Source organism: Meiothermus rufus DSM 22234 (assembly GCF_000423425.1).
GTDB classification, from domain to species: domain Bacteria; phylum Deinococcota; class Deinococci; order Deinococcales; family Thermaceae; genus Meiothermus; species Meiothermus rufus.
This window is the reverse complement of the sequence record NZ_AUHY01000037.1, coordinates 1-26521: the sequence shown is the minus strand read 5'-3', so window position 1 is coordinate 26521 and position 26521 is coordinate 1. Positions and strand designations below refer to the sequence as shown.

General features: G+C 63.3%; 26 protein-coding genes and 1 pseudogene. 15 read left to right on the top strand and 12 right to left on the bottom strand.

The annotated features are described in order from the left end of the window. The 9 genes and pseudogenes from G552_RS0108280 to G552_RS0108240 all read left to right on the top strand — a co-directional run. Nucleotides 1-254 (top strand): annotated as a pseudogene (locus G552_RS0108280) (IS701 family transposase); the annotation flags it as partial. 28 nt (nucleotides 255-282) lie between these two features. After that, the gene (locus tag G552_RS15040) at nucleotides 283-705 is read left to right on the top strand and encodes a hypothetical protein (RefSeq protein ID WP_156890705.1); all 423 of its coding nucleotides are present in this window, start codon (nucleotides 283-285) and stop codon (nucleotides 703-705) included. After that, nucleotides 698-1627, top strand: a complete 930-nt coding sequence (locus tag G552_RS15035; RefSeq protein WP_051195746.1) for a hypothetical protein — start codon at nucleotides 698-700, stop codon at nucleotides 1625-1627. Before G552_RS15040 ends, G552_RS15035 begins: the two co-directional genes overlap by 8 nt. Next, nucleotides 1624-2352: a hypothetical protein gene (locus tag G552_RS0108265; RefSeq protein ID WP_027882615.1), complete on the top strand. Its 729-nt coding sequence runs from the start codon at nucleotides 1624-1626 to the stop codon at nucleotides 2350-2352. The genes G552_RS15035 and G552_RS0108265 overlap by 4 nt, the downstream gene beginning before the upstream one ends. Then, nucleotides 2349-2846, top strand: a complete 498-nt coding sequence (locus tag G552_RS0108260) for a hypothetical protein (protein ID WP_027882614.1) — start codon at nucleotides 2349-2351, stop codon at nucleotides 2844-2846. The genes G552_RS0108265 and G552_RS0108260 overlap by 4 nt, the downstream gene beginning before the upstream one ends. After that, nucleotides 2843-3454: a ribonuclease HI gene (locus G552_RS15840; RefSeq protein WP_051195745.1), complete on the top strand. Its 612-nt coding sequence runs from the start codon at nucleotides 2843-2845 to the stop codon at nucleotides 3452-3454. The genes G552_RS0108260 and G552_RS15840 overlap by 4 nt, the downstream gene beginning before the upstream one ends. Before the next feature lie 157 nt (nucleotides 3455-3611). Further along, nucleotides 3612-4559 carry a TAXI family TRAP transporter solute-binding subunit gene (locus tag G552_RS0108250; protein WP_027882613.1) on the top strand — a complete coding sequence of 316 codons (948 nt, stop codon included), beginning with the start codon at nucleotides 3612-3614 and terminating at the stop codon, nucleotides 4557-4559. Between the two features lie 134 nt (nucleotides 4560-4693). Further along, nucleotides 4694-6748 (top strand): TRAP transporter permease, encoded by a 2055-nt coding sequence (locus tag G552_RS0108245; protein ID WP_027882612.1) that lies wholly within the window; start codon nucleotides 4694-4696, stop codon nucleotides 6746-6748. Between the two features lie 4 nt (nucleotides 6749-6752). Beyond that, nucleotides 6753-7184 (top strand): hypothetical protein, encoded by a 432-nt coding sequence (locus tag G552_RS0108240; protein WP_027882611.1) that lies wholly within the window; start codon nucleotides 6753-6755, stop codon nucleotides 7182-7184. On the opposite strand, the gene G552_RS15025 is transcribed toward G552_RS0108240, so the two are convergent. From G552_RS15025 to G552_RS0108220, 4 genes are read right to left on the bottom strand one after another with little or no spacing between them, the layout of a single operon-like run. Next, entirely contained in the window at nucleotides 7092-8018 is a 927-nt protein-coding gene (locus G552_RS15025; RefSeq protein WP_051195744.1) for a patatin-like phospholipase family protein, read from the bottom strand. The genes G552_RS0108240 and G552_RS15025 overlap by 93 nt on opposite strands. A 42-nt stretch (nucleotides 8019-8060) precedes the next feature. Next, nucleotides 8061-9014, bottom strand: a complete 954-nt coding sequence (locus G552_RS0108230) for an ABC transporter permease (protein ID WP_027882610.1) — start codon at nucleotides 9012-9014, stop codon at nucleotides 8061-8063. Next, nucleotides 9004-9933: an ABC transporter ATP-binding protein gene (locus tag G552_RS0108225; protein ID WP_027882609.1), complete on the bottom strand. Its 930-nt coding sequence runs from the start codon at nucleotides 9931-9933 to the stop codon at nucleotides 9004-9006. Before G552_RS0108225 ends, G552_RS0108230 begins: the two co-directional genes overlap by 11 nt. Nucleotides 9934-9943: 10 nt before the next feature. Continuing rightward, nucleotides 9944-11086 (bottom strand): COG1470 family protein, encoded by a 1143-nt coding sequence (locus G552_RS0108220; protein WP_027882608.1) that lies wholly within the window; start codon nucleotides 11084-11086, stop codon nucleotides 9944-9946. Nucleotides 11087-11243: 157 nt separating this feature from the next. Here G552_RS0108220 and trpC point away from each other — a divergent pair, with 157 nt between their 5' ends. Beyond that, nucleotides 11244-12029 (top strand): indole-3-glycerol phosphate synthase TrpC, encoded by a 786-nt coding sequence (trpC, locus tag G552_RS0108215; RefSeq protein WP_027882607.1) that lies wholly within the window; start codon nucleotides 11244-11246, stop codon nucleotides 12027-12029. 116 nt (nucleotides 12030-12145) lie between these two features. On the opposite strand, the gene murA is transcribed toward trpC, so the two are convergent. Continuing rightward, complete coding sequence (murA, locus tag G552_RS0108210; protein WP_027882606.1) at nucleotides 12146-13429, bottom strand: UDP-N-acetylglucosamine 1-carboxyvinyltransferase; 1284 nt, start codon at nucleotides 13427-13429, stop codon at nucleotides 12146-12148. 151 nt (nucleotides 13430-13580) lie between these two features. On the opposite strand from murA, the gene G552_RS0108205 reads away from it, so the two are divergent. Then, on the top strand, nucleotides 13581-13805 hold the full coding sequence (locus G552_RS0108205) for a hypothetical protein (RefSeq protein WP_027882605.1): 225 nt from the start codon (nucleotides 13581-13583) through the stop codon (nucleotides 13803-13805). Here the strand turns inward: G552_RS0108205 and rsmF are convergent. Beyond that, nucleotides 13802-15184 carry a 16S rRNA (cytosine(1407)-C(5))-methyltransferase RsmF gene (gene rsmF / locus G552_RS0108200; protein ID WP_036270496.1) on the bottom strand — a complete coding sequence of 461 codons (1383 nt, stop codon included), beginning with the start codon at nucleotides 15182-15184 and terminating at the stop codon, nucleotides 13802-13804. The two genes, G552_RS0108205 and rsmF, sit on opposite strands and share 4 nt — an antisense overlap. Nucleotides 15185-15232: 48 nt before the next feature. On the opposite strand from rsmF, the gene G552_RS0108195 reads away from it, so the two are divergent. After that, the gene (locus G552_RS0108195) at nucleotides 15233-15601 is read left to right on the top strand and encodes a 4'-phosphopantetheinyl transferase superfamily protein (protein ID WP_027882617.1); all 369 of its coding nucleotides are present in this window, start codon (nucleotides 15233-15235) and stop codon (nucleotides 15599-15601) included. On the opposite strand, the gene G552_RS0108190 is transcribed toward G552_RS0108195, so the two are convergent. The 6 genes from G552_RS0108190 to G552_RS15020 form a co-directional block, all read right to left on the bottom strand. Then, nucleotides 15598-16341 carry an alpha/beta hydrolase gene (locus G552_RS0108190; RefSeq protein ID WP_027882603.1) on the bottom strand — a complete coding sequence of 248 codons (744 nt, stop codon included), beginning with the start codon at nucleotides 16339-16341 and terminating at the stop codon, nucleotides 15598-15600. The two genes, G552_RS0108195 and G552_RS0108190, sit on opposite strands and share 4 nt — an antisense overlap. Before the next feature lie 111 nt (nucleotides 16342-16452). Continuing rightward, nucleotides 16453-19776 (bottom strand): efflux RND transporter permease subunit, encoded by a 3324-nt coding sequence (locus G552_RS0108185; protein ID WP_027882602.1) that lies wholly within the window; start codon nucleotides 19774-19776, stop codon nucleotides 16453-16455. A gap of 11 nt (nucleotides 19777-19787) precedes the next feature. Next, nucleotides 19788-20999 carry an efflux RND transporter periplasmic adaptor subunit gene (locus tag G552_RS0108180; protein ID WP_027882601.1) on the bottom strand — a complete coding sequence of 404 codons (1212 nt, stop codon included), beginning with the start codon at nucleotides 20997-20999 and terminating at the stop codon, nucleotides 19788-19790. After that, the gene (locus tag G552_RS0108175; RefSeq protein WP_027882600.1) at nucleotides 20999-21988 is read right to left on the bottom strand and encodes a TolC family protein; all 990 of its coding nucleotides are present in this window, start codon (nucleotides 21986-21988) and stop codon (nucleotides 20999-21001) included. Before G552_RS0108175 ends, G552_RS0108180 begins: the two co-directional genes overlap by 1 nt. Then, nucleotides 21985-23298: a TolC family protein gene (locus G552_RS0108170; protein ID WP_036270494.1), complete on the bottom strand. Its 1314-nt coding sequence runs from the start codon at nucleotides 23296-23298 to the stop codon at nucleotides 21985-21987. The genes G552_RS0108175 and G552_RS0108170 overlap by 4 nt, the downstream gene beginning before the upstream one ends. Continuing rightward, nucleotides 23295-23762: a MarR family winged helix-turn-helix transcriptional regulator gene (locus G552_RS15020; protein ID WP_051195743.1), complete on the bottom strand. Its 468-nt coding sequence runs from the start codon at nucleotides 23760-23762 to the stop codon at nucleotides 23295-23297. The genes G552_RS0108170 and G552_RS15020 overlap by 4 nt, the downstream gene beginning before the upstream one ends. A 101-nt stretch (nucleotides 23763-23863) precedes the next feature. Here G552_RS15020 and G552_RS0108160 point away from each other — a divergent pair, with 101 nt between their 5' ends. The 3 genes from G552_RS0108160 to lysS all read left to right on the top strand — a co-directional run bounded on the left by G552_RS0108160 (nucleotide 23864) and on the right by lysS (nucleotide 26466). After that, complete coding sequence (locus tag G552_RS0108160) at nucleotides 23864-24229, top strand: hypothetical protein (RefSeq protein ID WP_027882598.1); 366 nt, start codon at nucleotides 23864-23866, stop codon at nucleotides 24227-24229. A gap of 166 nt (nucleotides 24230-24395) precedes the next feature. Further along, a complete protein-coding gene (locus G552_RS0108155; RefSeq protein WP_027882597.1) occupies nucleotides 24396-24869 on the top strand; it encodes a GreA/GreB family elongation factor in 474 nt (157 codons plus the stop codon). A gap of 88 nt (nucleotides 24870-24957) precedes the next feature. Next, the gene (lysS, locus tag G552_RS0108150) at nucleotides 24958-26466 is read left to right on the top strand and encodes a lysine--tRNA ligase (protein WP_027882596.1); all 1509 of its coding nucleotides are present in this window, start codon (nucleotides 24958-24960) and stop codon (nucleotides 26464-26466) included. Nucleotides 26467-26521 lie beyond the last annotated feature (55 nt).

The following is a 26521-nucleotide window of genomic DNA, read 5'->3' as shown; positions in this document are numbered from 1 at the left end:
TAGAGCGGCAAGGATGGGGGATCGAAGTGTACCATCGGGGGCTCAAGCAGTGCTGTGGGGTGGAGCGGGCCCAGGTGAGGAAGGCGGTCTCCATCCTGCGGCACCTCCTCCTGGCTTTGCGGGCCTTCCTCCGGCTGGAGGTCTACCGGCTGCGCAGGGGGGTGAGCTGGTACGAGGCCAAGGCGTCCATTGTTCGCGAGGCAATACGAAGTTATCTCGCCCATCCCCTCCACATCCTTCAGCCAACTGCGTAAGTCCTAATGCTATTAATATTAGCAAACTATGGCTAGGCCTTCTTTGGAAACGGTTAGGGTAGAGATCATGGTTTTGCAAGAGCAGGCCCGAAGGCGGCTTCAGGCTATCCAAAGCCATAAGGAAAAGCGTAAAGCTCCTTTGGTTTTGGCCCTAGAGGAGTTCCGTCGCAACCGGGCCTGGTTGGAGGAGCGGGGCAAAAACCTGCCCCAAAGCATCCTCCGCCCTGCCTTGGAACGGGAGGAGCTCCGTATCGCCCACCTCGAGGCCCAGCTTCAGCGCTTAGAGGAAAGAGCCCAGGCCCAGGCCCAAGCCTACCTGCAGCGCCTCAGGCTCAAAGCCGCGCGCCTAGCGGCCAGGGCTGGGGTGGAAGTGGATATGGAGGTCTTTTTCGGTAACCTAGCCCAAGTCTCAGAGCCCTCTGCAGAGGTCAAGAATGTGGCTCATGCTTAGGAAACTTCGGGATTACTGGCTCGGGCGGTACGAGGGCTGGAGCCTGTCCCGCAAGCATGCGGATCTGGCCTACCTCACCCCCAACACCTTCCCCTTGGAGCTCGCAGAGAAGTACCGTGGCGGCATGGAAGCTCTGCTCAGACGCTATGAAAGGCAAAGGGGCCGGATGGAGGAAAGAATAAGCCGGCTCCAGCATGAGGTAAAAACCTTAGCTGAGATCGTAGGTGCAGATGAAAAAACCCCCGCCATCTTCACCCGTAGCCCTTACCTGCGCTACGGGCTTTTGGGCCTAGTCTTCTTAGGGGAAGGGTACTTCAACAAACTGGCCCTGGATGCCCTGGAGTTCTCCCAGCTGGAGGCCTATGTTTTAGGGTTAGTGGCCACCCTAGCCATGTTTTGGACAGGCCACACTTCAGGTAACCTCTTCCGGCAAAACCGCAATCCTCTGGGTCTGGTTCTCCTGGCCGTCCCTGTGCTTATGGTGATGGCCCTCAGCCTGCTTCGTTACCAGTTCACCGTAACTCATGCCCAAGTCCAGGGCATCCCTGCCCCCCCATCCTGGAGTCTGCCCACCCTTTTGGTCTTGGGCCTAGGTCTAGTAGCAATGACGGTTCTTCTAGGGTACTTCACCCCCCATGAGCGGGAGGAGCTCCAGCGGAGGCTCTTCCTGGTACAGCAGCGCGAAAGGGTGCTCCGGCGGCGCCTTGCAGCCTTCAGGCTCCAGACCGAACGGCTCCTGGCCCAGCGGGATGCGGCCTACCGCCAGGAGGCCAACACCTACTGGCGGGGTTTCGCTCGAGCCTGGCCCCGCTTTGACCCGGCCCCGGGATTCTTGGGGCATATCCCTCCCCTACCCGACTTGCGGCCCAGGCCCTCCCGGCTAGAGGGAGGCTTTGAGCCTGGAGAGCAGGGGGAGGTATGAGTGCGATCCCAACCCTCCTTGCCCTGGCCCTCAACCTCCCTTTTGCGGGCCCAGTAGATCAGGTTCAGATTCTCTTCACCACCGGCTGTAGTGCTCCTCGAGGGGTACAGAACGAGTACCGGCGCATGTTGGATCAGGAGGTTTTGCCCTTGCTCTTGGGGGAACGCATCCTCAACAGAAAAGTGCGCCTGGTTCTGGCGGGGGTCACCGGGCGAAGTTACACCGCGCCTAGCTGGGTTATGGAGACTCCAGACCCCCTTTCCACCTCCCGTTTGGCGCTGGAGAGGCAACGGAAGGAGCTGCACCGGAAGGCCCTGCAAGCCTTCGATGATATCCGCAAGCGTACCACGGCCGAATGCCGCTCTGGTACAGAGACGATAGCCGCTCTTAGGGCCGCAGGAGAGCGGACCCGGGGTTCGGGCCGGATTTTAGTCCTGACCCATGGGTTTGAGCAGTCGGAAATCGTCAACCTGTACAACTACAACCTCAAGCTCCACCTACCCGAGGTTCGGGCCAGCATTCGGAAAAGGGTCAAGGAAAAAATTGGCCTGCCTAACCTCAAAGGCCAGGAGGTGTGTTTCGCTGGGATTACTTCCGGATACGATGCCAACGCCAACGCCCGGCTTACGGCCAACATCCGGCTTTTCTGGGAGGAACTCATCGCTGAAAGCGGTGGAAAGCTGATGGGCTACGGCGTTTCCACCCGAAACTGCTCTTTCCTATGAGTTGGACATGGGAACGGACGGGCGACCCCTTAGGGGATTTTCTCCGCCTCATCTATCTTTTGGAGGAGGCGCTAGAGCGGCTTGGGGCCTCCCCAGACGGTACCTTAGGCGAGAAGCTCAATGCCCCCCCGGTTCAGGACTTTCTGGACTCGGTTCCAGATGGCCCCGGCCTGCGCCAGGGCCTCTGGAACCTGGTTCGGGTGCGGAACCAGGTCATCCATGAGCGCATTCCCGTGCCTGAGGAGATGTTCAAGCAGGGCCCCCATCTAGTGGCCCGCCTCCTTCAGGGCCTGGAGATGCGAGGCTTTTACAAGCCCAAGGAGCTCCAAGTCCGCCTCGAGGCCCTCCGGGCCACCCCACCCCCACCCCAGGCCATGCCCCACCCCATCCGGCCTGAGGAGGTTCAAGCTCCCGAGCGACCCCAGGGGCGGCCCAGCCTGCCTATCCCCCGCCGGGGTCTGGCCCTGCGCCGCCTGGCCCTACCCAGAAGGTGAACCCTCCCTTCCGCTTCCAGATAACCCGCCCCCGGCCTGAAGGCCTGCGGGCTTGGGAAAAGGCCATGAAGGCCATAGCCCAGGAGCGGCCCACCTACCTTCTCTTTGGGGATGGTTCCTCTCTGCCTGGGCCCTGGGGCCAGCCGCGGGCTGGGGGATGGGCGGTGGTGGTCTTGCGCCGTCAGGGGGAGGGGTACCATAGCCAGCAGGTTTTAGAGGGAGGCGAGCCTAGGGCAACGGTAGAGACCATGGAGTTTATGGCCGTTCTCAAAGGCCTCGAGGCCCTACCCCTAGGGGCCAAGGCCGCGGTTTTTACGGATAACGAAACGATCCATGCCCTCCTCAATCCTGGGCAAAAGGGGCATATCCGGATTCGAGCCCGCTGGCAAAGGGAAAACCGCCACCTCCTCGCCAGGATGAAGGTAGCGATGGCCCGCCGGAAGGTGCGGGTTTACCTCCTCCCCCGCGGTATCCGGGTCAAGCACCACCGCAAGGCCCACCGCCGGGCCCTGGCCGCAGCCCAGGCTGTCCGGCCCGGCTTCCTCCTACGCCTTTGGTTGGGCCTGCGGCGGCTTTTGGGGCTTACTCGCAAGCCCAAAGCCCCTTGAGCTGGCCTCACCGGTTGTAGCTTGTAGGCTGCGGTCTCGGAGGAAGCAAAAGCGAAGAGGGGGAAGGGGTGCGGCCCACCTCAATGGGTTTGGACGTGTTGACGGAGCCTTGGAGCTGAGGAATAATCAAGCCGGTTGGCACAAGGAGGTCACCCTGATGAAAAAAACTTTGTTGGTACTGGCTTCTCTCGCGCTAGCAGGCGCTGCTTTCGCCCAGACCTTCATCACTTTTGGTTCCGGGGGCACCACAGGGGTCTACTTCCCCGTAGCCACCGGTATGGCCAAGTTAGTCAACGATGCCAACATCGGGGTGCGGGCCAATGCCCGCTCCACCGGCGGCTCGGTCTTCAACATCAACGCCATTGCCTCGGGTGAGCTGCAGATGGCTTTGGCCCAGAATGACATCGCCTACTACGCTTACAACGGTACGGGCATTCCTGCCTTTGAGGGTCGGGCGGTGAAGAGTATCCGTGCGGTGGGGGTGCTCTACCCCGAGGTGGTGCACGTGGTGGCCCGGGCAGGGGCGGGCATCAGCACCATTGCCGATCTGCGGGGCAAGCGGGTGGTGCTGGGGGACGTGGGCTCGGGTACCGAGCAAAACGCTCGTCAAATCCTCGAGGCCTACGGGATAAGCCTGAGCGACCTGCGGGAGGCTATCCGGGTTAACCCCAACAACGCGCTGGCCCTGATGCAGGACGGGCGGGCCGATGCCTTCTTCTTCACCGGTGGTCTGGGGGCCTCGGTCATTGCCCAGGCAGCCCAGGCTTTGCGGGTTCAGCTTGTCCAGGTTGAGTACGCACGGGTACAAGAGCTGGCCAAGAAATATCCCTTCTACCGGGCCTTCAACATCCCCGGCGGCACCTACCGCGGTGTAGATGTGACCACCCCCTCAGTGGCGGTTTTCGCCATGTGGATTAGCGCCGATAATGTGAGCGCCGACGTCGTCTACAACATGCTGAAGGCCACCTTCGACAACCCCGAGTTCAAAGCCATCCACCCCAACCTACAGCGCTTCTTCAGCGTGGCCGCAGCCGTCCGCGGCCTGCCCATTCCGCTGCACCCGGGGGCTGAGCGCTACTACCGCGAGAAGGGCCTTCTCCGCTAACCCTTCCGGCGCTCAAGGGCCGGCTGAAAGGTCGGCCCTTTTCATCTGCCTGTAGCCAAAAACTCCCCAGGTGGCATGGACGCCAAGGCCCTTTGGGTGTAAAACTATGCAAGCTGCCGCGTCGGAGGTTGTGCATGCACAAAGAGCTATTGGAAGGGGGCCAGGCCCAGCAACTGGTGCAAGAGGCCGAGCTAGGGGGGCGTAGACCCACCGACTGGTCGCGCTGGGTGATTCTGGCTTTAGCGGTGGGATGGAGCCTCTTCCAGGTCTGGGCCACCTGGGTGGGTTCGCTGGATGCCCTGTTTTTTCGTGCGGCCCACCTGGCCTTTGCCTTTGCCCTGGTTTTTCTGGTCTACCCTTTCAACCGCAGAAGCCCGCGGGATCGGATTCCCCTTTTCGATTGGGTTTTGGGCCTGACCGCCACGCTTTCCGCGGGCTATGTGATGTGGCAGTACAAGGAGATGATCGAGATTCGGGGCGGCCTGGCCAACCAGACTGATCTGTGGGTGGGCAGTCTTACCATCCTGATGCTTTTGCTGGCCGGTTGGCGGGCCTTGGGGCCAGCCATGCCCATTATCTCGATCCTCTTCATGCTTTTTGCCCTAACCGGGCCGCAAGGGTTGTTCCAAGGGCAGTTGCCCGGGGTGCTAGGCCAGCTTCACGCAGGGGTGCAGTGGCGCTCCTTGGTGAGCCAGCTCTTCATGAACGCCTCGGACAGCATCTGGGGTACCCCTATTGGGGTCTCGGCCCGGACCGTATTTGTGTTTGTGCTGTTTGGGGCCATCCTCGAGCGGGCCGGGGCGGGCAAGTGGTTCACCGATCTGGCCTTTAGCGCCCTGGGAGGGGTGCGGGGTGGGCCAGCCAAGGCCTCGATTGTTTCCTCGGCCCTAACCGGGGTGGTCTCGGGTTCATCCATCTCCAATGTGGTGACCAGTGGTACCTTTACTATTCCCGCAATGCGCCGGGCGGGCTACTCCGCTGAGAAAGCTGGGGCGGTGGAAGTAGCGGCAAGCTCCAACGGTCAGCTGATGCCCCCGGTGATGGGCGCCGCGGCCTTCATCATGGCTGACTTTCTGGGAGTACCCTACGCGGCGCTGGTGCTGATGGCGGTGGTACCGGCCTTGCTGGCCTACCTCACCCTGTTCATTTTGGTGGACCTCGAGGCGGTTAAGCTGGGCCTCAAGGGCCTCCCTAAAAGCGAGCTGCCCCGCTTCTGGCCTACCTTGCGGGCTGGGCTACATTACGCTTTTCCCCTGCTTTACCTTTTGTACGCCTTGCTCATCCAACAGCTATCGCCCGAGCGGGCAGCCCTCAACGCCATTTTCCTGATGATTGGGGTGGCCCTGCTGCAAGAGCTGTACCGGGCGCTGCGCCAGGGACAGGGTCTTTGGCGTGGTCTCGAGGCGTTTGGTCGGATCGTGATCGAGGGGTTCGCCAATGGGGCGCGCAACATGGTGGGTATCGCCATTGCCACGGGTCTGGCCGGCATCATCATCGCGGTGGTGCTCATCACCAACATCGGTTTTGGCCTAACCGATCTGTTGCAAACCCTTTCCGGCGGCAACGTGTTGGTGGCGCTGTTTTTGGCTCAGCTGATCAGCCTGGTGCTGGGGATGGGTCTGCCTACTACTGCGAACTATGTGGTGATGGCCAGCCTGGTGGTGCCGGTGGTGACCAAGATTGCTGAGCAAGCCGGCATCGACTACGGCTCGCTTACCTTCTCCGGCATCGAGGTGCCGATTCTCAAGATAGTGGCCCACATGTTCGCTTTCTATTTCGGCATCATGGCCGATTCCACCCCCCCGGTGGCCCTGGCCGCCTATGCCGCCTCGGCTATTGCCCGGGGCGACCCTTTCAAAACCGGGGTGCAAGGCTTTGTATACGAGCTGCGCACGGCCTTGCTGGCCTACATGGTTTTCTTTAACCCAGGCCTGTTATTGATCGGGGTGGAGAGCGCTTTAGAGGGTGGGCGTATCATCGCCACCGCTTTGCTGGGTCTTACCGCTTTTTCCGCGGCCACCCTGGGCTACCTATGGGGCCCGGCAGGCTGGCTGCAACGGCTTGTGTACCTGGCAGCGGCGCTGTTGTTGATGCCCAACAACCCTGGCCTCGAGCTCATCGGGCTGAGCCTTTTGGCCCTGGGACTGGTGAGCCAGGGCTGGATGGCCCGGCGGGCCTCTGCAGGCTAAGGGTATGTCAAAGCCCGGATGGTCGATCCAGGCCCTGCTAGACCCCCAGGCTCCCTTACCTGAGCGGCGGCGGGGCCTGGGGCAGTTAGCCTTGCTGGCCCTGGTGGCGCAGGGAGGGCACCTGGGGCTGGCCTGGTGGGCGGTACCCCGCCTGGAGGGCCTGCCGGGTTGGCTGCAGATGGGCCTGTTGGGGTTTTTTGCCCTGGTGTTGTTGGGGGTGGGAGTGTTGGGCAGGCGGCCAGACCGCAGCCGGCCCTACCTGGGGCCAGCCCGACAGGTTTTCTGGGCGGCGCTATGGCTGGGGGTAGCGGGCCTGGCGGCCATTTTTGCCTGGCGCATGGGCCTAGCCTCTGGGGCGCTCTTCTTTGGCCTGGTGGGCCTGTGGGGCTGGGGGCTGGGCCTGGGGTGGTTGTGGTTTCGCCTGGAAAAAGCGTAGCCACCAGGGCCGGTTGGGATTGACGGTTTTGGCTGTAAGCAGGGCCTCGATGCGGGGAAGGGCTTCCTCGGCCATCTGGCGCCCCAGGGTGTAGGCTAGGTCGGCCTTGCTGTGGTCGAAAGTGTCGATGGGGGGATCGGCGTTAAGCGAGAGAACCAGATCGGCCTGGGCCAAGGCCAGGCTAAGCAAGCGGCGCCTCGAGGCCTCCCCAGCTTGTAAAGCGGCCTCGAGGGCGCTTTTGGGTAGGCTGGGCACCATGCGGTTGGAGACGTCCACCGCCACCACCGGCCCTTGTTGCAGGGCTTTGGCCGCGGTGACCGGCACCTTTTCCGCCACATCCCCGTCCACCAGCCAGCGGCCATGCCAGGGTACCGGGGGGAAGACGCTGGGCACCGCGCTGCTGGCGACAAGGGCCTCGCACAGAGGCCCAGAGCGCAGCATCACCAGCTCCCCGGTGTGGAAATCGCAAGCCTGAATGACGAGGGGAATAGGGCTTTCCTCAATGCGCCGTTGGCCGAACAGCTCGCGCAAGCCCTGGCGAATTCGGGCTCCCTCGGCCAGGTAGGGCCGCCGTACAAAGTCTACCAAGCGGCCCACTTGATACAGTGCCCCACTTTTGTGCAAGCGCTCCAGCTCGGGGTCTTTGAGCCACTCGCTGAAGGTGGTGTGCGGGGCCTCGAGGCCAAAGGCGTAGACTGCTGCGGCCAAGGCTCCCGCCGAGCTGCCGGCCAGCCCGAGGATGGGGATACCAGCCTCTTTGAGCACATCCAAAAGACCTAGGTGTGCGCTGCCCCGTACGCCTCCACCCCCCAGGGCCAGCACAATCCCCTGCATAGCTGCATGGTAGCAAATTTTTATACCGAGTGTAGGCTCGGCTCAGGCCCGCACCTCCTGGCGTTGGAAGAGGACGTAGGCCAGGGCAAAAAGCAGCAGGGTGATAGCGATGAGAGCAGTGAACTGGGGCCAGGCTAGGAGCAGGCTCTGCCCCAAGGAGAGGGGGGTACCCAGGATGGCTCCCTCGAGCTGGCTGAAGAGCACCGGCCCTAGGCTGCGTACCCCGGGGTTGAGCAGAGCCTGTAGGGCCTCGGCGTAAAGGGTGTTGGGGGAGAAACGAGAGAAAGCGACCAGGGCCTGGGCCTGGCGGTACTCGCTTTCGGGGTCGAAGGGGTTGTAGGGGACCACGGCCTGGGCCAGTAGTTGGGCGATAATGCCCCAGAACAGGGCAAAGAAAAGCCAGACCGCAATGGCGGCCAAGGCCGAGGTGGCGGCGTTGCGGAAGAGCACCGAGAACAACAGGGCTACCCCCAACCAGACCCCGGTGTAGGCCAGGGTGGCCAGCAAAAAGAGCAAGGCCCGCCCCACCTCCTCACCCCCAGGGGGCACCCCCAAGAAGATCAGGCTAAGGCCCACCACCAGCAAGAACAACGCCAGTAGCACCAAGCCCAGGGTGGCCAGAGCAGCCAGAAACTTGCCAATGAGCAAAGCGTCGCGGTAGATGGGCTGGGAGAGCACCCGGGAGAGGGTGTGGCGGGCGTACTCCCCGTTGACGGCATCGAAGGCCAGGGCAATGGCTGCCAGAGGGAGGAAGAAACTAAGGAAGGCCACGAAGGAAGGCAGAGGGTCCTGGCCTGCGGTGAAGACCTTGAGCAGCAGGAAGGGGTCCTCGCCCACGGTCTGACGCAAAGTCTGGGTGCTGCTGTAGACTGCGCCCAAAGCGGAAAGGAAGATCAGTACCTCAAACAGGCGCATGCGCGCGCTGGAGAGGTGGTCAGCCATCTCCTTGAAAAAGACCGCCCACAGGCCTACCCAAGGCGAGCCCTCACGCCGCATGGCGCACCTCCTGGAAGTAGCGGGTGTAGACCTCGTCTAAGCTAGGCTGCTCCAGGCGCAGGCTGCGCAGCTCACCGCCTGCAGCCAGTACCGCCTGGGCCACCTGGGGCCGGATGTCTTGGGTGGCCTCGAGGCGCAGCTCGGTGCCCACCTGCTCCACCCGGGCCACCCCGGGCAGGGCTTGCAGGGCCGGGCGCAAGGACTCGGCAGGGTGGGCCTCGAGGTGAATGCGGTAGGCCCCGCCCAGCACCTGCTGGGCCAGCTCGGGTACCCGGCCTTCCAGCACCAGCCGCCCCTTATGGAACAACCCCACCCGGTCGCAGATGGCCTGCACCTGGTGCAAAAGGTGCGAGGAGAGCATCACTGTGATCCCCTCGGCCTTAAGCCCCTGGATAAGACCCAGAAACTCGTGGGCAGCCTCGGGGTCTAGGCCCAAAGTGGGCTCATCCAGGATGGCCAGCTTAGGCCGCTTCAAGAGGACCTCAGCCAGCCCCAGCCGTTGCCGCATGCCCCGGGAGAAGGTGCCCACCGGGCGCTGGGCTACCTCGGCCAGCCCCATTCGTTCCAGTACCTCCTGGATGCGCCCCTCGGCCTCGCGGCGGGGTAGGCCGTTGAGCCGAGCGGTATAGGTTAGGTTTTCCCAGGCGGTGAGGTCGTTGTAAAAGCCTACCGAGTCGGGCAGGTAACCTACCTGTCGTTTGAGTGAGAGGGGCTGGCGCGCCGGGTCGAGGCCCAGCACCCGGGCGGTTCCCTCGCTGGGCTCGGTGAGGCCCAGCAGCATCAGGATGGTGGTGGTTTTGCCCGAGCCGTTGGGGCCCAGCAGGCCATAGACCTCCCCGGCCTCGAGGGCCAGGTGGAGTCCCTCTACCGCCACCACCTTCCCGTAGCGCTTGGTCAGGTTATGGGTCTCGACAATCACGGCCCACCTCCTAGCGGCGGCCAAAGCGGGCTACGGCCAGGCCCACCCCGATCACCGCTACCGCCACCAGGGCAACCCCCACCAGACCCCATAGGGTAGAGGTCTGGACGGTGGTGCGGTAGTCCACCGAGGTTGACGCACTGCCAGCCGAGGCCCGCAGGGTGAGCAGGTAGTCTCCCGCCACGGCCCGGGCGGCTGGCTTAATACGCACAGTGAGCTGGGCTTCCTCGCCAGCGGGAAGGTTTTCGATCTTTTCTGGCTCGAACTTCACTTCCCATCCCGAGGGCTCGCTGGAGGAGAAGCTGACGTTTTCCGCAGCTGCGCTGCCGGTATTGCGCAGCACGAACTTCACTGGGGTCTCCCGCCCCCCGGTTACCGGCCCGGAGAGGCGGCCTTCGGGGGTGGTCAGGAGAAGCTGGGGCTGGCCGGTGATGTCCAGGTTGACCACTAGCTCCCCCCGGGCTTCCCCGGCTAAAGCTCGTAAGGTGACGGCATAGACCTTGGCCTCTACCCGCTGGGGTGGGGTCACCTGCACGTCTAGGTCGCGCGATTCCCCAGCCTTGATAGGCAGACTGGTGGTTTCCTGTCCGCCGAAAGCCGGGGTGAAGCTCACCTGGAAGCCCTGGGGCGCTTGGGCCTCGAGGTTGACCAACAAATCCTGGTCGCTTTCGTTGCGCAAGGTGACCCGGTAGCGGAAGCTGGCGGTGGGGGTGCCCCGCAGCACCGGTAGGTCGGTCTGTAGGCTCAGGCGCTTGGGCAGGCTCTGGCCCAAAGTCAGGCTGATGGGCAGCTCAGCCCGGCCTGCAGTGCCTTCGGCTACCAGGCGGAAGCGGTAGGTACCTGGGCGCACCTCCTGGGGTGGCACTAGCTGTAGCGAGAAGCTCTGCTCGCCGTCGGGTAGCAGGTAGACCGCGGAGATGAGCCGCCCTCCACCCAGTAGGCTGGCCCGCCAGCCGGGGGCTGCTTCCTGTACCCGCAGGCTCACGCTTTGCGGAGCCAAGCCATACGATCTGACCGTGATGGGCAGGGTGATGGTTTCACCGGTCTGGACGCTCTGGCTGGGGTAGGGGGTGTACAGGGCCAGGCCCCGGAAATTTTGCGCAGAGGCCAAGGGAAAGAGCAGTAGAACCAAAGCCAGTAAAAGGTGTGGCATTTTCTACCTCCGAAAGAGAAAAATGTCCGCTTATGATGCTATGGGTCGAAAATGAAAATCTGATGAATAGTTTTCAGAATACTTGACTCAAACAGGCTTAGATTTCCTAAACAACCTACTATTTGCAAGGGGCTGGAGGGAGGGTTAGGATGGGCCTATGATACCCGACCTTACCCGCGTACCGGGGGTTCTGGGACAGATTGCCCGGGAGCGCCTGGCCGATGTGGCTACCCTAGACACCCCTCCGGCTTCTGGGCCTAAAGGGGTGCCTTCCTTCCAGGTGGCCTTGGCCCAGCCCGGTCTTTCCCTCATTGCCGAGGTCAAGCGCAAAAGCCCCTCGCAGGGCGAGATAGCCCTAAAGCTCGAGGCAGCCCAGGTGGCCCAGGCCTACCAGGCCGGGGGGGCCCGGGCCATTAGCGTGCTCACCGAGCCCCGCTACTTTGCTGGCTCCGACCAGGATCTGCAGGCTGTGCGCCGGGCGGTTAGCCTTCCTATCTTGCGTAAGGACTTCACCGTGCACCCTTTGCAGGTAGCCCAGGCCCGCGCCCTGGGAGCCTCGGCAGTGCTTTTGATCGTGAGCTTGCTGGGCCAGCTTACGGAAGCCTACCTGGCCCTAGCCCAGCGGGAAGGCCTGGACGCGCTGGTAGAGGTGCACGACGAGGCCGAGCTCGAGGTGGCCCTGGCAGCGGGGGCTTCCATCATCGGCATCAACAACCGCAACCTGGTAGACCTTAGCATCGACCGCTCCACCGCGCCCCGCTTGGGCCGGCTGGCCCGCCAGCGGGGGTTCGAGGGACTGTTGGTGGCTGAGTCCGGCTACAGCCAGCCGGGCCAGCTTGCCGAACTGGAAGGCCTTTTTGACGCAGTGCTGGTGGGCACCAGCCTGGCCCGCAGCAGCGACTGGCAGAAGGCCGTGGCCCAGATGAGCGGCCTTCGCCCTTAGTAGCTAAGATGGGTTTTATACATACGGCGTCTGGGCGGACGCGGTATCTTTCCTGCTGAATAGCTGCTGGCTGCCAAACGCCCTGGTTAAGTCAGGATGGGGTGGACCCTTAGGGGTTAGTCTGCCGCCAAGGCCAGCTCAGGGGTTTGCAGGCCCACCTGGGCTCCTAGGCTGCGCAGGCGGTTTTCTACATCCTCGTAGCCCCGCTCAATGTAGGTTAGGCCGGAGATGTGGCTTTCGCCCTCAGCGGCCAGCGCAGCGATGATCAGGCCACCCCCAGCTCGGATGTCGCGGGCCTCTACTGCTGCGCCGCTCAGGGGGCGCCCCTGGATCAGCAGGGTGCGGTCTTTGAGGGTCAGGTCGGCTCCCATGCGGGCTAGCTCGCTGGCATGGGTGAAACGGTCGGGATAGATGCGATCCGAGACCAGCGAGGTGCCCGGTACCGTGGCCAGGTAAGCTGTGGCCGGGGGCTGCAGGTCGGTTACAAAGCCGGGGTACTCCCGGGCCTCGATGTTAAAGGGCTGGGGATGGGGCGTAGCCACCAGGCGAATCCAGTCTTTGCCCGTGGCGATCTGGTGGCCCGACTGGGCCAGCTTGTCCAGTAAGGCATCCATATGGAAGGGCTCTACCTGGGTTAGGGTAATCGAGCCTCGGGTGGCCGCAGCAGCCAACAGATAGGTGCCGGCCTCGATACGGTCGGGGATGGGGCGGTAGCGAACCCCACGCAGGTAGGGCTTGCCCTTGATGTGTAGGATGCTGCTGCCGATGCCCTTGATCTCAGCCCCCATCTGGCTCAGGAAGTGACACAGGTCTACGATTTCCGGCTCCTGCGGGGTGTTGACCAGTACCGCCTCACCCCCCAAAGCCGCAGCCATTAGGGCTTGCTCGGTGCCCCCCAGGGTGGGCAGGTCGTAGACCACCCGCCCCGCAGCAGGCTTAAGCCGGCGGGCGGTGTAGGCCACACCTTGCTCGGTGTTTTCCACGTGGACTTCGAAGCCCAAAGCCCGCAGGGCCTTAATGTGCTGGTCAACGGGCCGCTCGGCGAAGTTGCACCCCCCGGGTAGGGGAACCGTGCCTTCGCCGGCTCGAGCCGCCAGGGCTCCCAGCACGTTGAAGCTGGCCCGCATTTTGCTAACCAGCTCAAAGGGGGCCTGGGTGGAGCGAATCTCCGGGGTGTGTAGGTGCAGGGTGCGGCCCTCCCAGGCATGGCGGGTGCCGAGGTGGCCTAGCAATTCCAGCAGAACCTCGATGTCACGCAAACGGGGTACCTCTTCAAGGGTCACCGGCTCGGGGGTAAGCAGGCTGGCTGCCATGAGTTTGAGGGCTGAATTTTTGGCGGGAACAACGCGTAGCTCGCCCTTTAGGGGGGTTCCACCGCGAATAACCAGGGTTCGATTCATAGCCGAGCACTTCTCCTATTGTTGTGTATCATACACACAATACTCACTTTGAGCATAGTTAGGCAAAACCGTGTTGTCAAGCATAGGTGCACTATGCTAAAGTTAGGTCAGAAACGCATTTGGGTATTTCTTCCCCCGTTAGCGTGGCCCTATGCCCAAGAAGGAGAAAAAACGCCTACAGGTGGTTATCAGCGACGAGCAGGACGCTCTTTTGACCAAGCTGGCCTATGAGCTTTCTAGCCCCGAGCAGCTGGTGTCTAAGTCGGAGGTGGTGCGCTTGGCCATCGAGAAGCTGGCAGACGGGTTGGAAGAAGGCCAGCAGAAGGCCCGGCTCAAGGAGCTCTTGAAGAAGCTCGAGGCCGAGGAAGAGAACTAGAGCCCGGTTTTGCCTGGGCGCATCACCCCGCCTTTGAGCCGGCCCCAGCCTAGGCTATAATCCCCCATTGCAGTTTTTAGCCCCACCAGCCACCAGCCGTCGGGCCCTTCGGCGGGAATGGGTTGTCCTTGGGCGAAAGCCAGAGCCCGGGGGTCGTCGGGGGAAAGGAGCAAACGGGGGCTAGCCTGGGAGGGCTTTAGGAAGTGAGCCAGGGGTTTGCCCGGTAAAAAGCGTCCGGTGCCCTTGCGCTGGCCGGTGCGGGCCTCGCCTAGGTAGAGCCCTGGTGCGGGGGTTCGGAGCCCAGCCAGGCTGGGTAGTCCAGGAGGCAGCCAGTAGAGGTGTCCGGCGCGCTCGAGTACCTCCCCCTCGATAGGGCTTTCCAGGTGTTCGGCCTGCCAGGCTTGCCATAACGCCCTTACCTCGCCGCCCAGGGGGGAGGGGTGCGCCAGGGGTGGGCTGGTTGCCGAGTCTTCGGTTTTGCGCAACAGAGCCAGAAAATGCCCTTCGCCCCGAAGCCGGTGCGGCCAGAGGCGAGCTGTGCGCACCAGGGCTGGGTTACCGTCGCCCCAGGCCGGCACGCCTGGGGCAAAGAGGGGGGAGAAGCGGGCCTCCTCGAGGACCCATCCCCCCCGGCGCAGAAGCTCGGCCACCACCTGTTCGTTTTCTTCTGGGGCAAAGGTGCAGGTGGTGTAGACCAGCACCCCTCCGGGGCGCACCAGGCGGCTGGCGGCCTGGATCAGTCCCTTTTGTACCCGGGCTGCTCGAGCGGGCGCACCGGGGCCCCAGTGGCGCACCACCTCGGGGTCTTTGCGGAACATCCCTTCGCCCGAGCAGGGGGCGTCGAGCACCACCCGGTCGAACCAGCCCCCCCAGCGCTCGGCCAGCCGTTCTAGGGGAGCCGAGACCACGGCCAAGGAGGCCCCCCAGCGCTCCACGTTTTCCAGCAGCCCCCGGAGGCGGCTCGGGTCTACTTCGTTGGCGATCAGGAGCCCCTGGCCCTGCATCCGTGCCGCCAGGTGGGTGGTCTTGCCCCCTGGGGCAGCGGCTAAGTCCAGCACCCGCTCTCCTGGTTGGGGGTCGGCCAACACCCCTACGGCCTGGGCGGAGGGTTCTTGGATGTAGTACAGGCCGGCATAGAAGTAGGGGTGGGGCCCCGGGCGGGCTTCGGAAGGGTAGTAAAAGCCCTCCGAGGCCCAGGGGATGGGCTCGAGGGGCCAAGGGCTGATCTGCTGGAAGGCTTGGGGGGAAAGCTTGAGGGTGTTGACCCGCAGGCCGTAGCTGCGATCGGCTTGGGTCAGCGCCGCCAGGAAAGCAGGGAACTCTGGGCCCAAGAGCGAGGCCATCCGCTCTAAAAAGGCCTTGGGTAGATGTCCGTTCATCCTCCACAGGCTATACCTTCGGCAAGGAAGTGGGGGATAATGGCGGGGATGGCGATTGTGGCGGTGGGAACCGACTTGGTGGCGCTGAGCCGCCTGCAGAAGGTGTGGGAGCGGCACCCCGAGCGCTTTTTACAGCGGCACTTTCACCCCCGCGAGCTCGAGTACTGTCTGAGCCGGGCCGATCCTCTGCCCTCGCTGGCAGCCCGCTTTGCCGCCAAAGAGGCTTTTCAGAAGTGCTGGCCGGAGGCTTTGGGCTGGCTCGAGGTCTGGGTGGAGCTGCAGGGGCGTCGCCCTACCCTATGCTTCGCTCCCCGGCTCGAAGCCCAGATGCGGCAAAACCAATTCCAGGCCCATCTTTCCCTAACCCACGAGAAACAACACGCCCTGGCGGTAGTGGTCTTAGAAAAGCTGGGCTAGGGCTGGGCCAAGGCTCGGTTCAAAAAGGCGACGGTTCGGCGGGCTATCTCTTCCCAGCCAGCCTCAGGGGGTAGGTCTGCGGGATTGTCGCCCCGTTGCGGCCCATAGGCGCCAAAACCGGCGTGGTTCAAGCCAGGGATACGCTGACGTAAGGTGTTCTGGGGGAATTTGCCCAAGCTGGCCTCGAGCTGCTCCTGGCGCAGTACCCCGTCTTTCTCCCCGAACAGCGCCAGGGTGGGCAGGGGTAGGCTCGAGAGGTCGTTTTGTGGGTAGGCTGCCCACAGCACTAAAGCCCGCACGCTGGGGTTGCTCTGGGCGTAGTTGGAGGCCACCACCCCTCCCAGGCTGTGCCCACCTACGGCCCAGGCCAGCCCGGGGGCCTCTGCAATGGCCCGGCGGGCCTTGCCCTGCTCCGTGACGGCCAGATTGAAGCGCACCTGTAACAAAGCCACACGGTAACCCGCCTGGGCGATGCGGCGCAGCACCGGAGCGTAGGCCTGGGGTTCCACCAGCCCACCCGGGTAGAAGGCCAGTCCACCCCGCATCGGGCCGTTGGGTAGAAAAACCCAACCGTAATCGGTGCGACTGACATTGAGCGCAGGGTCTGGCTCCAATGCCTTCAGGGCCTGAGGGGCGGGGGGGTAGGGTACCAGCACCCGCTGGGTGTACCAGAGCATGGCCCCGGAAAAAAGGAGCAGCCCACCAAAGAAAACCAACCAGAAAACGCGGTGTTTGTTCATGTTTTGGCCCAAGGAAACGGCTGGTTTGGTATCTTCACCCGACAACCCCGTTTGCCTCGTCGGCAGTTTACCCCACCCCGGTTTTTCGGGGGTGGGGTAGAGGCCAAAGACCTAATCGCCTACCGCAGCAGCCGCGCTGGCCTGGCCCTCCTGGCGTAGCCGGTCGTAGCGCCGGCGCTCGAAGAGGTAGAAGGCTGCCGGGACCACGAACAACGTCAGGAGGGTGGAGACCGAGACCCCACCTAGGATGATGATGCCTAAGGGGCGGCGGAACTCAGCCCCCTCGCCCACCGCAGCGATAAGCGGTATGGAGATCATCAGCACGGTCAGGGTGGTCATCAAAATAGGGCGCAGGCGCAGCCGTCCGGCTTCTACCAAAGCTTCGTAGAGGGGGCGCTCCCGGGCTTCCCGCACGGCAAAGTCCAGGAGCAGGATAGCGTTTTTGGTCACCAGGCCGATTAGGATAACCACCCCCAACACTGAGATCACGTCCAGCCCACTCTTGAAGAGGTACAAAAACCAGAAGGCCCCCACCAAGGCCAGCGGCACCGGCAAAAGCAGGTAGAGGGGGTAACGGAAGGTGTTGAACTGGCTAGAAATCACCAAAAAGTTGAGTAGCAAAGCCAGACCAAAGGCAATGGGGGCTGAGCGGGCTAGGTCACCCACAAAGGCTGTAGAGCCCTGGGTCTCTAGGCGCACACCGTTGGAGAGGATACCGGCCTTTTCCAGCTCCTGTTGAACCTGCCGGCTGAGTTGAAAGGTGCCAATAGCTACTCCGGGCGCTCGGTCCGCGGTGATGCCGGCAGAGAAGGCCTGGTTGGTACGGGCCAGCTGGGCCGGGGTCTGGCGGTTTTCAAAGCGGCCAAGGGTACCTAAGGGCAGGCTGGTACGCAGAGCCGGGGCCAGTACCGGCAGGGCTTGCAGGCTGGCCTGGTCGGCCACCAGGCGGGGGTCGGCCTTGACCACGATGGGAATCTCGCTGCCTTCGGAGCGCAGTTTGCCGGCCTCGAGGCCCGCGTTGTAAATGCGCAGGGTCTGGGCTAGGTCGTTGGGGGTCAGGCCGGTGCCCTGCAGCCGGGCCGGGTCAGGCACGAAGACCCGTTCGCTGGCGGTTTCTTCCAGACTGCTGCGCACATCAACCAGATAGGGCAGACTGCGCATAAGCTGCACCATCTGACGGTTTTTTTCGGCCAAAAGCTCGGGGGTGGGGGCGGTTAGGGTGAACTGCAGGTCAGCGGGCCCGCCTGGCCCCCCCTCGAAGGCGGCCACCCGCAGATCGGCCTCGGGGGTGTCGGCCAAAAGCTCCTGTAGAGCCTGGCGGTAGACCGGCACCAGCTCGAAGATGTTGGGCCGCTCCCGCTTGCCTACCAGCTCTACCACGATGCGGGCCTGCTCGGGGTTGCCCGTGCCGATCAGGTTGCGCGAGCTGCCCACGGTGGTGAGGGCCGCGGCGACCTCGGGCCGCTGGGCCAGCCAGCCCTCCAGCCGCCGGGCCAGCCGGTCGGTCACGCTAAGGTCGGTGCCCTTGGGCAGGGTAAGGTCGATGTTGATCTGGCCGTTGTCGCTGTTAGGGGTGAAGTTGAAGGGAATGCGGGGGGCCACCCAGCCTAGGCTCAGGAAGAAACCCAGGCCCGCCAAAAGAACCAGGTTGCTCCGCCGCAAAGCCCCGGCCAAAGCGCGGGCGTAGGCTTCCCGTAGGGCCAAGAACAAGCGTTCTGAGCCGCCATGCAGTCCCCCCGCCAAGGCTCCCGCCAGCCCCAGCAAGATCGAGGCCAGGTAGCGTAGGGGGGCCAGTAGTAGGGTGAGGGGGGTGATCAGAATGTTGAACCAGCGGCGGGCTGGGCTGAGACCCGGCTGGGCGTAGACGTGCAACCGCAAGCCCCAGCGCAGATCCTGGCCAAAACCCAGCACCCGCTCCCAGAGCTGGCGGAAGGTAGGGGGTTCGGGGTCGGGGAAGTAGGCCAGGCGCACGGTGAGGAAGAAAAGGGCCTCGAGCCAGCTCACCGCGATGGCCGCCGCCAGCACGATGCCAAACTGGCGGAAGAACTCCCCAATGATGCCGGGCAAGAAGCTAATGGGCAGGAAAACCGCCAAAAGGGACAAGGTGGCTGCCGAGACCGCCGAGAGAACCTCGGTAGCTCCCTTGAGCACCGCTTCAAGGTTGCTGTAGCCCATCCGCCGGTAGCGCTCAATATTCTCAGAGATGACGATGGAATCGTCTACCACGATGCCTACCGCTACGATGATGGCCAGCAGGCTGATGACATTGAAGGTAAAGCCCAAAAGCCCAAAGACGATCAAAGCCCCCGACATGGTGATGGGAATGGCCAGCACCACGCTAAAAACCGAGTTGAGCTTGCCCAGGAAGACCAGGGTGATGAAGGAGACGATAAGGGCCACCAACAGCACCTCACGGAAGGTGTCGTTGGCGGTTTTCTCGATAAAGATGGTGCTGTCGCCCACGATTCGGGCCTGGTAGCCCGAGGGCAAACGGGTCTCGCGCAGGATTTTCTTGATGCCCTGAGCCACCGCCACGGCGTTGGCGTCGGGGGTCTTGCGCACCGCCAGGGGGATGACCGGTTGTCCGCCCAGACGGGTTAGCCGGGTGGGTTGGGCTTGGGTATCTCGCACCACCGCTACGTCGCGCACTTCCAGGCCCCGGGCGGGGTCTATCAGAATGCGCCCGACCTCCTCAGGGGTGGTGGGGGTGTTGCGCAGGGTGAAGATGAGACGCTGTCCCTCGGTGGACTGGTTGCCTGCGGGCAGGGCCAAGGCCGAGGCCTGGATGGCCCCCACCACCTGGGCTGCCGAGAGGTTGTAGCTAGCCAAGCGGAAGGGGTCGAGCAGCACCTGTACCTGTCGCTCCGGGGCTCCTTGTACCTGGATGTCGGCCACCCCCGAGACCAGCTGAAGCTGGGGCTTCAAGACATCCTCGGCGTAGCGGGCCACCTCCCGTAGGTCGCGCCCGTCGGCAGAAAGGGCGACGAAGAGAATCGGTGCGGCGGCAGGGTCGAAGCGCTGCACCACTGGGGCCTGGGCATCGCGGGGGAGCTGGCCGCGCACCGCGGCTACTCGCTGGGAGACGTCGGTGGCGACCCGGTTGATGTCCTGACCAAAGTCGAAGGAGACGATGACCTGAGAAAACCCTTCGCCAGAGAGGGAGGCTACCTGATCCAGACCGGAAAGGGTGGAAACAGCCTCTTCGATGGGCCGGCTAATTTGGTTTTCGATCTCCTCTGGGCCAGCGCCCGGGTATAGGGTGGTCACGGCCACCACCGGAATCTCGAAGCGGGGCAGCAGGTCCACCCCCACCCGGCTGCCCGAGATCAGGCCAAAGAGGACCATGGCCAAGAAAACCGCGGTGGAGAAAACAAATCGCTGAACAAAAAACTTGATGACCGGGTTCTCAGGCCTAGACGTACGGGGTTCGCTCATGCGGCCTCCCTCTACTGCACGACCTCAACGCTGTCGCCGTTATTCAGGCTGGCCGGTACCGGAAAGATGACCTGGGCGCCTGCGGGCAGGCCTTCCACCGCCGCCTGGCTACCGGTATCGGCCAGCACCCGCACCGTTACGCGCTGGGCCTTGCCCTCCTGGAACACATACACAAAGGTTTCCCGCCCCTCGGTGCGCAAAGCCCCGGAAGGCAGCAGGGTGCCCTGGGCCAGGGTGAGGACATAGCGAACCTGGGCGCTGGTCCCAGGGGGCAGGCTGGCCTCTACCTGGGCGGTCAGTTCCACCAGGCGGTCGGTGCCGGGTACCTTGGTGCTGCGGATGAGGGTGGCTGGGTAGCTTTGCCCACCGTAGAGCAGGGCGATGCGGCTGCCCAAGGGCAGAGCGGCGGCGTCCTCGGGCGGGAGGCGGAAGCTGGCCTCGAGGCGGCTCAGGTCGGCCAGTCGGAAGACCCGCTGCCCGGTGGCCACAAACTCGCCCGGGTTCACGTAAACCTCGGCCACTACCCCGGCAAAAGGTGCCCGTACCTCGGTGTCGCGCAAGGCCCGCTGGGCTTGGGCCAGTTGGTTTTGGGCCTGCTGTACCTGTAAGCGCAAGAGAGCCAGGTCTTCGCTGCTGGCCCGCTGGGTACGGGCCAGGTTTTCCCGGGCGTTGTCGGCGGCGGCTTTGGCCTGGTTGTAGGCGGCCTCGAGGCTGGCCAGCTCGACCTGGGCAATGGCCCCGGCCCGGAAGAGCTGCTGCCCCTCGGTGTAGCGCCGCTGGGCCACTTGAAGGTTGACCAGGGCCGATTCCAGGCTGGCCTGTAAGGGAGCCAGCGAGCCCGCCGTGGCCCGTTCGGCCCGGGTTAGGTTCACCTGGGCCTGCTCTAAGGTGAGCTGGGCGTTGCGCAAGGCTATCTGGGCATTGACAGGGTCGAGGCGCAGAACCACCTGGCCTTGGGCCACCGGGCGGCCTTCCTGTACCCGCACCTCCAGCACCTTACCAGGAGCGGTAGCCCCGACCTGGCTTTCCCGCGCTGGCAAGAGAATAGCCCCGGTGGTGCGGCTGGCGTTTAGGGGGCCGCTTTGTGGGGTGACCACCCGGACCCGGATACTGCGGGCCTCGAGGGCGGTGGGGGCTTCACTCTGCCCTGCCCGGCGGGGGCCACACCCGGCCAGGAGCAAAGCGGCCATACCTAAAAGAAGCAAGTAGCCTGTTCTACGCATCAACGACCTCCGGCCAGCAAGGCATAGTAGGCCCGCCAGTAGTTGCCCTGGGCCTGTTGGTAGGCCAGCTCAGCCTGGATGAAGGAAAGCTCGCTCTGAAGGTAGGCCAACTGGCTAATCAAACCGGCGTCCAGGCGCTTTTTGTCGTTGGCCAGGGTTTCCCTGGCGTTTTCCAGGGCAGCTTTCTGTACGTTCAGGCTACGGGCGGCAGCCTCGAGGTTCTGGTACAGCGAGTCGTACTGAAGCCCCAGGCCCCGCTCGATCTCCCGCGCCCCGGCCTGGGCCTGCTCAGTCCGGGCTTTGGCCGCTTCGATTTCGGCCAAGGCAGCGTAGCTCGGGTCGAGCAGCTCTACCTGAAGCGCAGCCAGCTCGCCACGCTGCCGGGCCTGAAGCAGATCGGGGTTCTTGTTCAAAAGCTCACGCACTACCCCTGCCTGGGGCAGCGCGGGTGGGGTGGGCAGGGGGGCCAGGCTAGCGAAGGCACCGACCAGGCTTTCCAGCGAGGTGCGGGCCAGGGCTAGGCCGTTTTGCGCCCGGGTCGCGTTGCTTTGGGCCTCGTCTAGACGGTTTTGCGCGTTGCGCATATCCAGGGCCGTACCCGAGCCGTTGCGCAGGCGAATCTGGGCCACCTCCAGCCCCCGTCGGGCGATCTCCTGGGCCTTTTGCGCCAGTTTTAGTTGCAGCTCGGCCTCGAGCACCTGGGTATAGGCCGCCACAATGCTGCTTTGGGCCTGGGCCAGGGCCCGCTCATAGCTGGCCTGGGCTAGGGCGCTGCGCTGCTCGGCTTGTACCCGGCTGGGCCGGGTCAAGAGGGGATCGGCCAGCACCCGCTGCAGGTTGGTCTGGGCATCGTCGAGCTCGGCCTTGGCGGCTAGTACCGGGGCTTGCTGGGCGGCCTTGGTCAGGGCGGTTTCCAGGGTCAGGGTAGGGGTCTGGGCCAGGGCCAGGCCCAGCAGCAGGGGAAGAAGGGTAGGTAGGGCCAGTTTCATGGGTTCACCTCACTCAAGGGTTGGGCATAGAAACGGTATAGGTCTAGGATTCGTTGGCTGCGGTTTAGCTCGGCTTGCTCGAGGTTTAACCGGGCCTGGGCCAAGGCCAGCTCGGCTTGTAGGCTGGCCAATGGGCTGGCCAGCCCCAGGCGTTCCCGTTCGCGGGCTTCGCGCAGGGTCTGCTCAGCTTCGCCCACGGCCTGCTTCGCGTTGGCCAGGTTCTGCTCGGCGCCCTGCAAGGCTGTGCGTAGCAGCTCCTCCTGCAGCCGGCTGTTGCGCCGGGCCGCCTCCAGGGCCTCGCGGGCTGCGTCTACCTGCTTTTGCGCGGCCTCGAGGGCATCCAGTACGCCCAGCGAGATATTGGCCGACAGGCCGATGGTCAGGGTGCCTACGACGCGGTTTTGCGGCGCGCTGCGGGCCTGGGACTGGTTGGTGTAGCTCAGGCTGGGTTGCAAGGTGCGGGAGTTGAGGGAAAGGGTGAGGCTATCGTAGTCGGAGGTGTTGCGGGTGTAGCTGCCCTGCAGCACTGGCAGCACGCTGCGTAGGGCCCGGTCGTAGGCTACCTGGGCACTAGACAACTGAAGCTCGGCCTGGCGTACCTGGGGAGGGGTTCCCGCCGCCGGTGGGGTCAAGGGGGGTGGGGCGGCGTCGGTCTGGCCTACCAGGTCGGCCAGGCTTTGCTGAGCCAGTCGCAGGTTGCGCTCGGCTTCGCTTTGCTGCAAGAGGGCCTGGCGCAGGCTGGCCTCAGCCTGCCGAACCTCGCCAGGGCTGGCCGCACCTCGGCTGGCGCGTAGCCGGGTGGCCTCGAGGTTGGCCTGGGCGAGCCGCACGGCCACCCCCGCAACCTCCAAACCGCTTTGGGCTAGGCGCACCCGGTAGGCAGCTTCCACGGCCTGAGCCTGGAGCTGGGTACGGGCCTGGCGCAACCCCAGCTGGGCTTGCGCAACCCCAATGGCGGCCTGATTCACTGCATCGGCCACATCGCCAAAGGGAAAGGGGGTCAGGGTCAGGCCCAGCGTGACCTGCCGCCCATCGCCCGGCAGCTCCACGCACTGGGGATTGAGCGGATTGGGACAGGTGGGCGGGCCAGGGGGTGGCGAGACCTCGAAGAAGGAGAAGCCGCCCTGAGCCTGGAGGCTCAGTGGGCTTTGGGTGGCTCTAAGCTGGGCTTGGGCGGCTTCCAAGGCTAGCCGGGCCTGCACCAGGCTGGGGTGGTTTTCCAGTGGGGTGAAAAAGCTTTGGGCTCCAGCCAGACCAGATAGCCCCAGCCAAAGGCCCACCCACCCGGCAAGGCGTGGCCCGAAGCTCATGAACGGGCCTCCTGGGTGGGCGGGGTGTCTTTAGGGTTAAGTGGCTCGTTGAGTTTGAGGTAAATCCGTCGGAGCATATCCACCTCCTCCAGGTCAAGGCGGGCGAAGCGCTCGCGCGAGACTTTCTTCCAGTTTTCCCGCATTCGCTCCAGCACCTCCTCTCCTTGTTCGGTTAGCAAAACCCGTACCTTGCGCTTGTTCTGGCTGTCCAGCTCGCGGCGCACCAAGGCCCGCTCCTCCAGACTGGCCAGCATCTGCGAGACCCCCGGGGGCGAGGTGCTCAAGACAAAGCCCAGGCTGGAAGGCTGGTCGATGCCTTGGGCCACGCACATCAGGGTGAAAGCCTGCATGGGGGAGAGGCCCAGGCCGCTAAAGGCTCTTTCCTGGTCGAGCTGAAGCTGCCACGCCAGGTGGGTGGAGAGGTGCCACAGCTCATCCAGCATTTTGTCTAATGAAAGGTTCATGCCTATGAAATGTTAGGCTAACTAATAGGTTAGGAAAGCAGCTCTCGCTACAGTTTTCACATGCACCCGCTTGTAGCTTGGCGTGGTAGACTATCTCCAAGATGCGGCAAAAAATTTTTGAAGAGCGGGAACTGATTCTAGAACTGTTCCCCGGAACCTCTCCGGAGCTTTTGCCTCCGGGGGAAGTGCTGTATTACCGCGATGGGGAGGGGCGGGTGCATATCCAGGAAAACCCCCTTCACCTGGTTTTAGAGCCCCTCGAGCGGGCCAGCAGCACCACCCCTATTATCTGTGAAGCCTGTCATCGGCACGTATCCCGCACGGCAGCCCAGTTTTTTCGCTTTGCCGTAGGGGAGAACCCCCGCCACTTCCGCTATGCGGCCCTTTGCCGCGACACGGAAAGCTGTTCAGGGGCAGCCCGGCCTGAACGTTTGAGAGAAATCCTGCTAAGGGGTATACTGCCCTGATGGGCGGCTAGGACAAGCAGGGTTAGCTTTAGCCCTAGCTCTGCTAAAGTCAAAATCAGGCTCGGCAGTTGGGCGCCGGGCCTCTTGCTTGACCCGGCAGAGGTTTTCATAAAAATCTCAAGACGATGGTGCGGTGTAAGCGCCGCGAGGTATAACAGGAGGCCGGATGGGACGCGAAGTCAAGCTTACAAGATCGGGGTACGAGCGGTTGGTGGCCGAACTCGAGCAAGAACGGGCTCGCCTACAGGACGCTACGCGCATTCTGCAAGAGCTGATGGAGTCCTCCGACGACTACGACGACTCGGGCCTGGAAGATGCCAAGCGGGAAAAAGCCCGCATCGAGGCCCGCATAGACTCCCTGACCGATACCCTGTCCCGTGCCCAGATTATCGAAGAGGAAGGAACGGCGGTCAATGTGGTCAGCCTGGGGGCTATCGTCCGCCTCAAATCCAAGGAGGGCGAGCAGATGGAGGTACAAGTGGTGGCCCCGGCGGAAGCCAGCGTCCTCGAGCGCCCCATGAAAATCTCCGACGAGAGCCCCCTAGGCCGTAGCCTTCTGGGCCAGAAGGTAGGGGCCAAGGTCTTGCTCGAGACCCCCAAAGGCAAAAAAGAGTTCAAAATCGAATCTATTCAACACTAGCCCCGGTCTTCTCCCCAAGGGGTCTGCTTGGCCCGGGGGTGCTTTTATGCAGCGCGGGTGCTAGACTTTACCAGGCTGGATACTGCCTATGCCGGAATATAGCGAACAGACCCGACAACGCCTAGCCAACCTCGAGGCCTTGGTCGAGGCCGGCTTCGAGCGCTTCCCTTACCGCTTTCCCAAGACCCACGACGCCGCTCAAATTCTCCAGGCTCACGCCGGGGCCGGGCCGCAGGAGGAGTGGCCGGAGGAAGAGGTGCGCCTAGCTGGGCGCCTGATAACCTTTCGCCACATGGGAAAAGCTAGCTTTGCCCATGTGCAAGATGCTTCGGGGCGGATACAGCTCTACCTGGCGCGCGACGTTACCGAGCGCTATGACCTGATTAAAAAGCTCGACATAGGGGACATCCTCGGGGTTGAGGGCACGGTTTTCACCACCAAGACCGGCGAGATTACCGTCAAGGTGCGCAAGTTCACCCCGCTGGTTAAGTCGCTGCACCCCCTGCCCGACAAGTGGCACGGCATCCGCGATGTAGAGACCCGTTACCGCCAGCGCTACCTCGACCTGATTCAAAACCCCGAGGTACGCGAGGTTTTCCGGATTCGTAGCCGGATGGTGCGCTATATTCGCGACTTCTTCGATAGTCGGGGGTTTATGGAGGTAGAGGGCCCTACCCTACAGGCCATCGCGGGGGGAACCGAGGCCCGGCCCTTCAAAACCTTCCACAATGCGCTCAACCACGAGTTCAATTTGCGGATCGCCCTCGAGCTGCACTTAAAGCGGCTTTTGGTAGGGGGGTTTGAAAAGGTCTACGAGATTGGCCGCAACTACCGTAACGAGGGTATATCGGTCAAACACAACCCCGAGTTCACCATGCTGGAAGCCTACTGGGCCTACGCCGACTACAACGACATGATGGCCCTGATTGAAGACCTGCTTTCCGGCCTGGTGCAGCACCTTTTTGGTACCCCCCAGATTCGCTACGGGGAACACCTCATAGACTTTGCTAAGCCCTTTCGCCGCATAGATTTTGTGACTTCGCTAAAGGGAAAAGCCGGTCTAGATTTCGACCCCACCGACCTCGAGCGCCTGCGTGCCTGGGCCGATGAAAAACACCCCGAGCTGCGAAGCGTGCCCAGCTACAAGCTGCTGGATAAGCTCTTTGGCCACTATGTGGAGCCTGACCTGATTCAGCCTACCTATGTGCTGGATGTGCCTTTGGCCATTAGCCCCTTGGTTAAGCGGCACCGTGACCCCAACAAGCCCCACCTAACTGAACGGGCCGATTTGTTTGTGGCTGGCTTTGAGATTTCCCCCATCTACTCTGAACTAAACGATGCCCTAGACCAACGGGCTCGTTTCGAGGAGCAAGCAGCCCGCCGCGAGGCTGGCGACGACGAAGAACCCGAAATAGACGAAGACTTCTTGCTGGCGCTCGAGTACGGCATGCCTCCTGCCGCTGGAATGGGGCTGGGCATTGATCGGCTGGCTATGGTGCTTACCAACCAGCAAAGCATCCGCGATGTGATTTTGTTTCCTTTGCTCAAGCCGCGCAAAGAAGGGGCCGAGCCAGAGGACTCCACCGACGAAGAGTAGACCAGGGCCTCTGGCTTTATGTGTAAAAAAATCCCCCATCGTCAGATGGGGGAGT

What these genes read in the sequence shown, in the direction of transcription:
- G552_RS0108220 (WP_027882608.1), bottom strand. Translation starts at nt 11,086, where the DNA reads ATGCCACACCTTTTACTGGCTTTGGTTCTACTGCTCTTTCCCTTGGCC.
- G552_RS0108240 (WP_027882611.1), top strand. Translation starts at nt 6,753, where the DNA reads ATGTCAAAGCCCGGATGGTCGATCCAGGCCCTGCTAGACCCCCAGGCT.
- G552_RS0108180 (WP_027882601.1), bottom strand. Translation starts at nt 20,999, where the DNA reads ATGCGTAGAACAGGCTACTTGCTTCTTTTAGGTATGGCCGCTTTGCTC.
- lysS (WP_027882596.1), top strand. Translation starts at nt 24,958, where the DNA reads ATGCCGGAATATAGCGAACAGACCCGACAACGCCTAGCCAACCTCGAG.
- G552_RS0108230 (WP_027882610.1), bottom strand. Translation starts at nt 9,014, where the DNA reads ATGCGGCGTGAGGGCTCGCCTTGGGTAGGCCTGTGGGCGGTCTTTTTC.
- G552_RS0108160 (WP_027882598.1), top strand. Translation starts at nt 23,864, where the DNA reads ATGCGGCAAAAAATTTTTGAAGAGCGGGAACTGATTCTAGAACTGTTC.
- G552_RS0108170 (WP_036270494.1), bottom strand. Translation starts at nt 23,298, where the DNA reads ATGAGCTTCGGGCCACGCCTTGCCGGGTGGGTGGGCCTTTGGCTGGGG.
- G552_RS0108260 (WP_027882614.1), top strand. Translation starts at nt 2,349, where the DNA reads ATGAGTTGGACATGGGAACGGACGGGCGACCCCTTAGGGGATTTTCTC.
- G552_RS0108190 (WP_027882603.1), bottom strand. Translation starts at nt 16,341, where the DNA reads ATGAACAAACACCGCGTTTTCTGGTTGGTTTTCTTTGGTGGGCTGCTC.
- trpC (WP_027882607.1), top strand. Translation starts at nt 11,244, where the DNA reads ATGATACCCGACCTTACCCGCGTACCGGGGGTTCTGGGACAGATTGCC.
- murA (WP_027882606.1), bottom strand. Translation starts at nt 13,429, where the DNA reads ATGAATCGAACCCTGGTTATTCGCGGTGGAACCCCCCTAAAGGGCGAG.
- rsmF (WP_036270496.1), bottom strand. Translation starts at nt 15,184, where the DNA reads ATGAACGGACATCTACCCAAGGCCTTTTTAGAGCGGATGGCCTCGCTC.
- G552_RS15035 (WP_051195746.1), top strand. Translation starts at nt 698, where the DNA reads ATGCTTAGGAAACTTCGGGATTACTGGCTCGGGCGGTACGAGGGCTGG.
- G552_RS0108250 (WP_027882613.1), top strand. Translation starts at nt 3,612, where the DNA reads ATGAAAAAAACTTTGTTGGTACTGGCTTCTCTCGCGCTAGCAGGCGCT.
- G552_RS0108205 (WP_027882605.1), top strand. Translation starts at nt 13,581, where the DNA reads ATGCCCAAGAAGGAGAAAAAACGCCTACAGGTGGTTATCAGCGACGAG.
- G552_RS15040 (WP_156890705.1), top strand. Translation starts at nt 283, where the DNA reads ATGGCTAGGCCTTCTTTGGAAACGGTTAGGGTAGAGATCATGGTTTTG.
- G552_RS0108265 (WP_027882615.1), top strand. Translation starts at nt 1,624, where the DNA reads ATGAGTGCGATCCCAACCCTCCTTGCCCTGGCCCTCAACCTCCCTTTT.
- G552_RS0108175 (WP_027882600.1), bottom strand. Translation starts at nt 21,988, where the DNA reads ATGAAACTGGCCCTACCTACCCTTCTTCCCCTGCTGCTGGGCCTGGCC.
- G552_RS0108185 (WP_027882602.1), bottom strand. Translation starts at nt 19,776, where the DNA reads ATGAGCGAACCCCGTACGTCTAGGCCTGAGAACCCGGTCATCAAGTTT.
- G552_RS0108195 (WP_027882617.1), top strand. Translation starts at nt 15,233, where the DNA reads ATGGCGATTGTGGCGGTGGGAACCGACTTGGTGGCGCTGAGCCGCCTG.
- G552_RS0108245 (WP_027882612.1), top strand. Translation starts at nt 4,694, where the DNA reads ATGCACAAAGAGCTATTGGAAGGGGGCCAGGCCCAGCAACTGGTGCAA.
- G552_RS0108155 (WP_027882597.1), top strand. Translation starts at nt 24,396, where the DNA reads ATGGGACGCGAAGTCAAGCTTACAAGATCGGGGTACGAGCGGTTGGTG.
- G552_RS15020 (WP_051195743.1), bottom strand. Translation starts at nt 23,762, where the DNA reads ATGAACCTTTCATTAGACAAAATGCTGGATGAGCTGTGGCACCTCTCC.
- G552_RS15025 (WP_051195744.1), bottom strand. Translation starts at nt 8,018, where the DNA reads ATGCAGGGGATTGTGCTGGCCCTGGGGGGTGGAGGCGTACGGGGCAGC.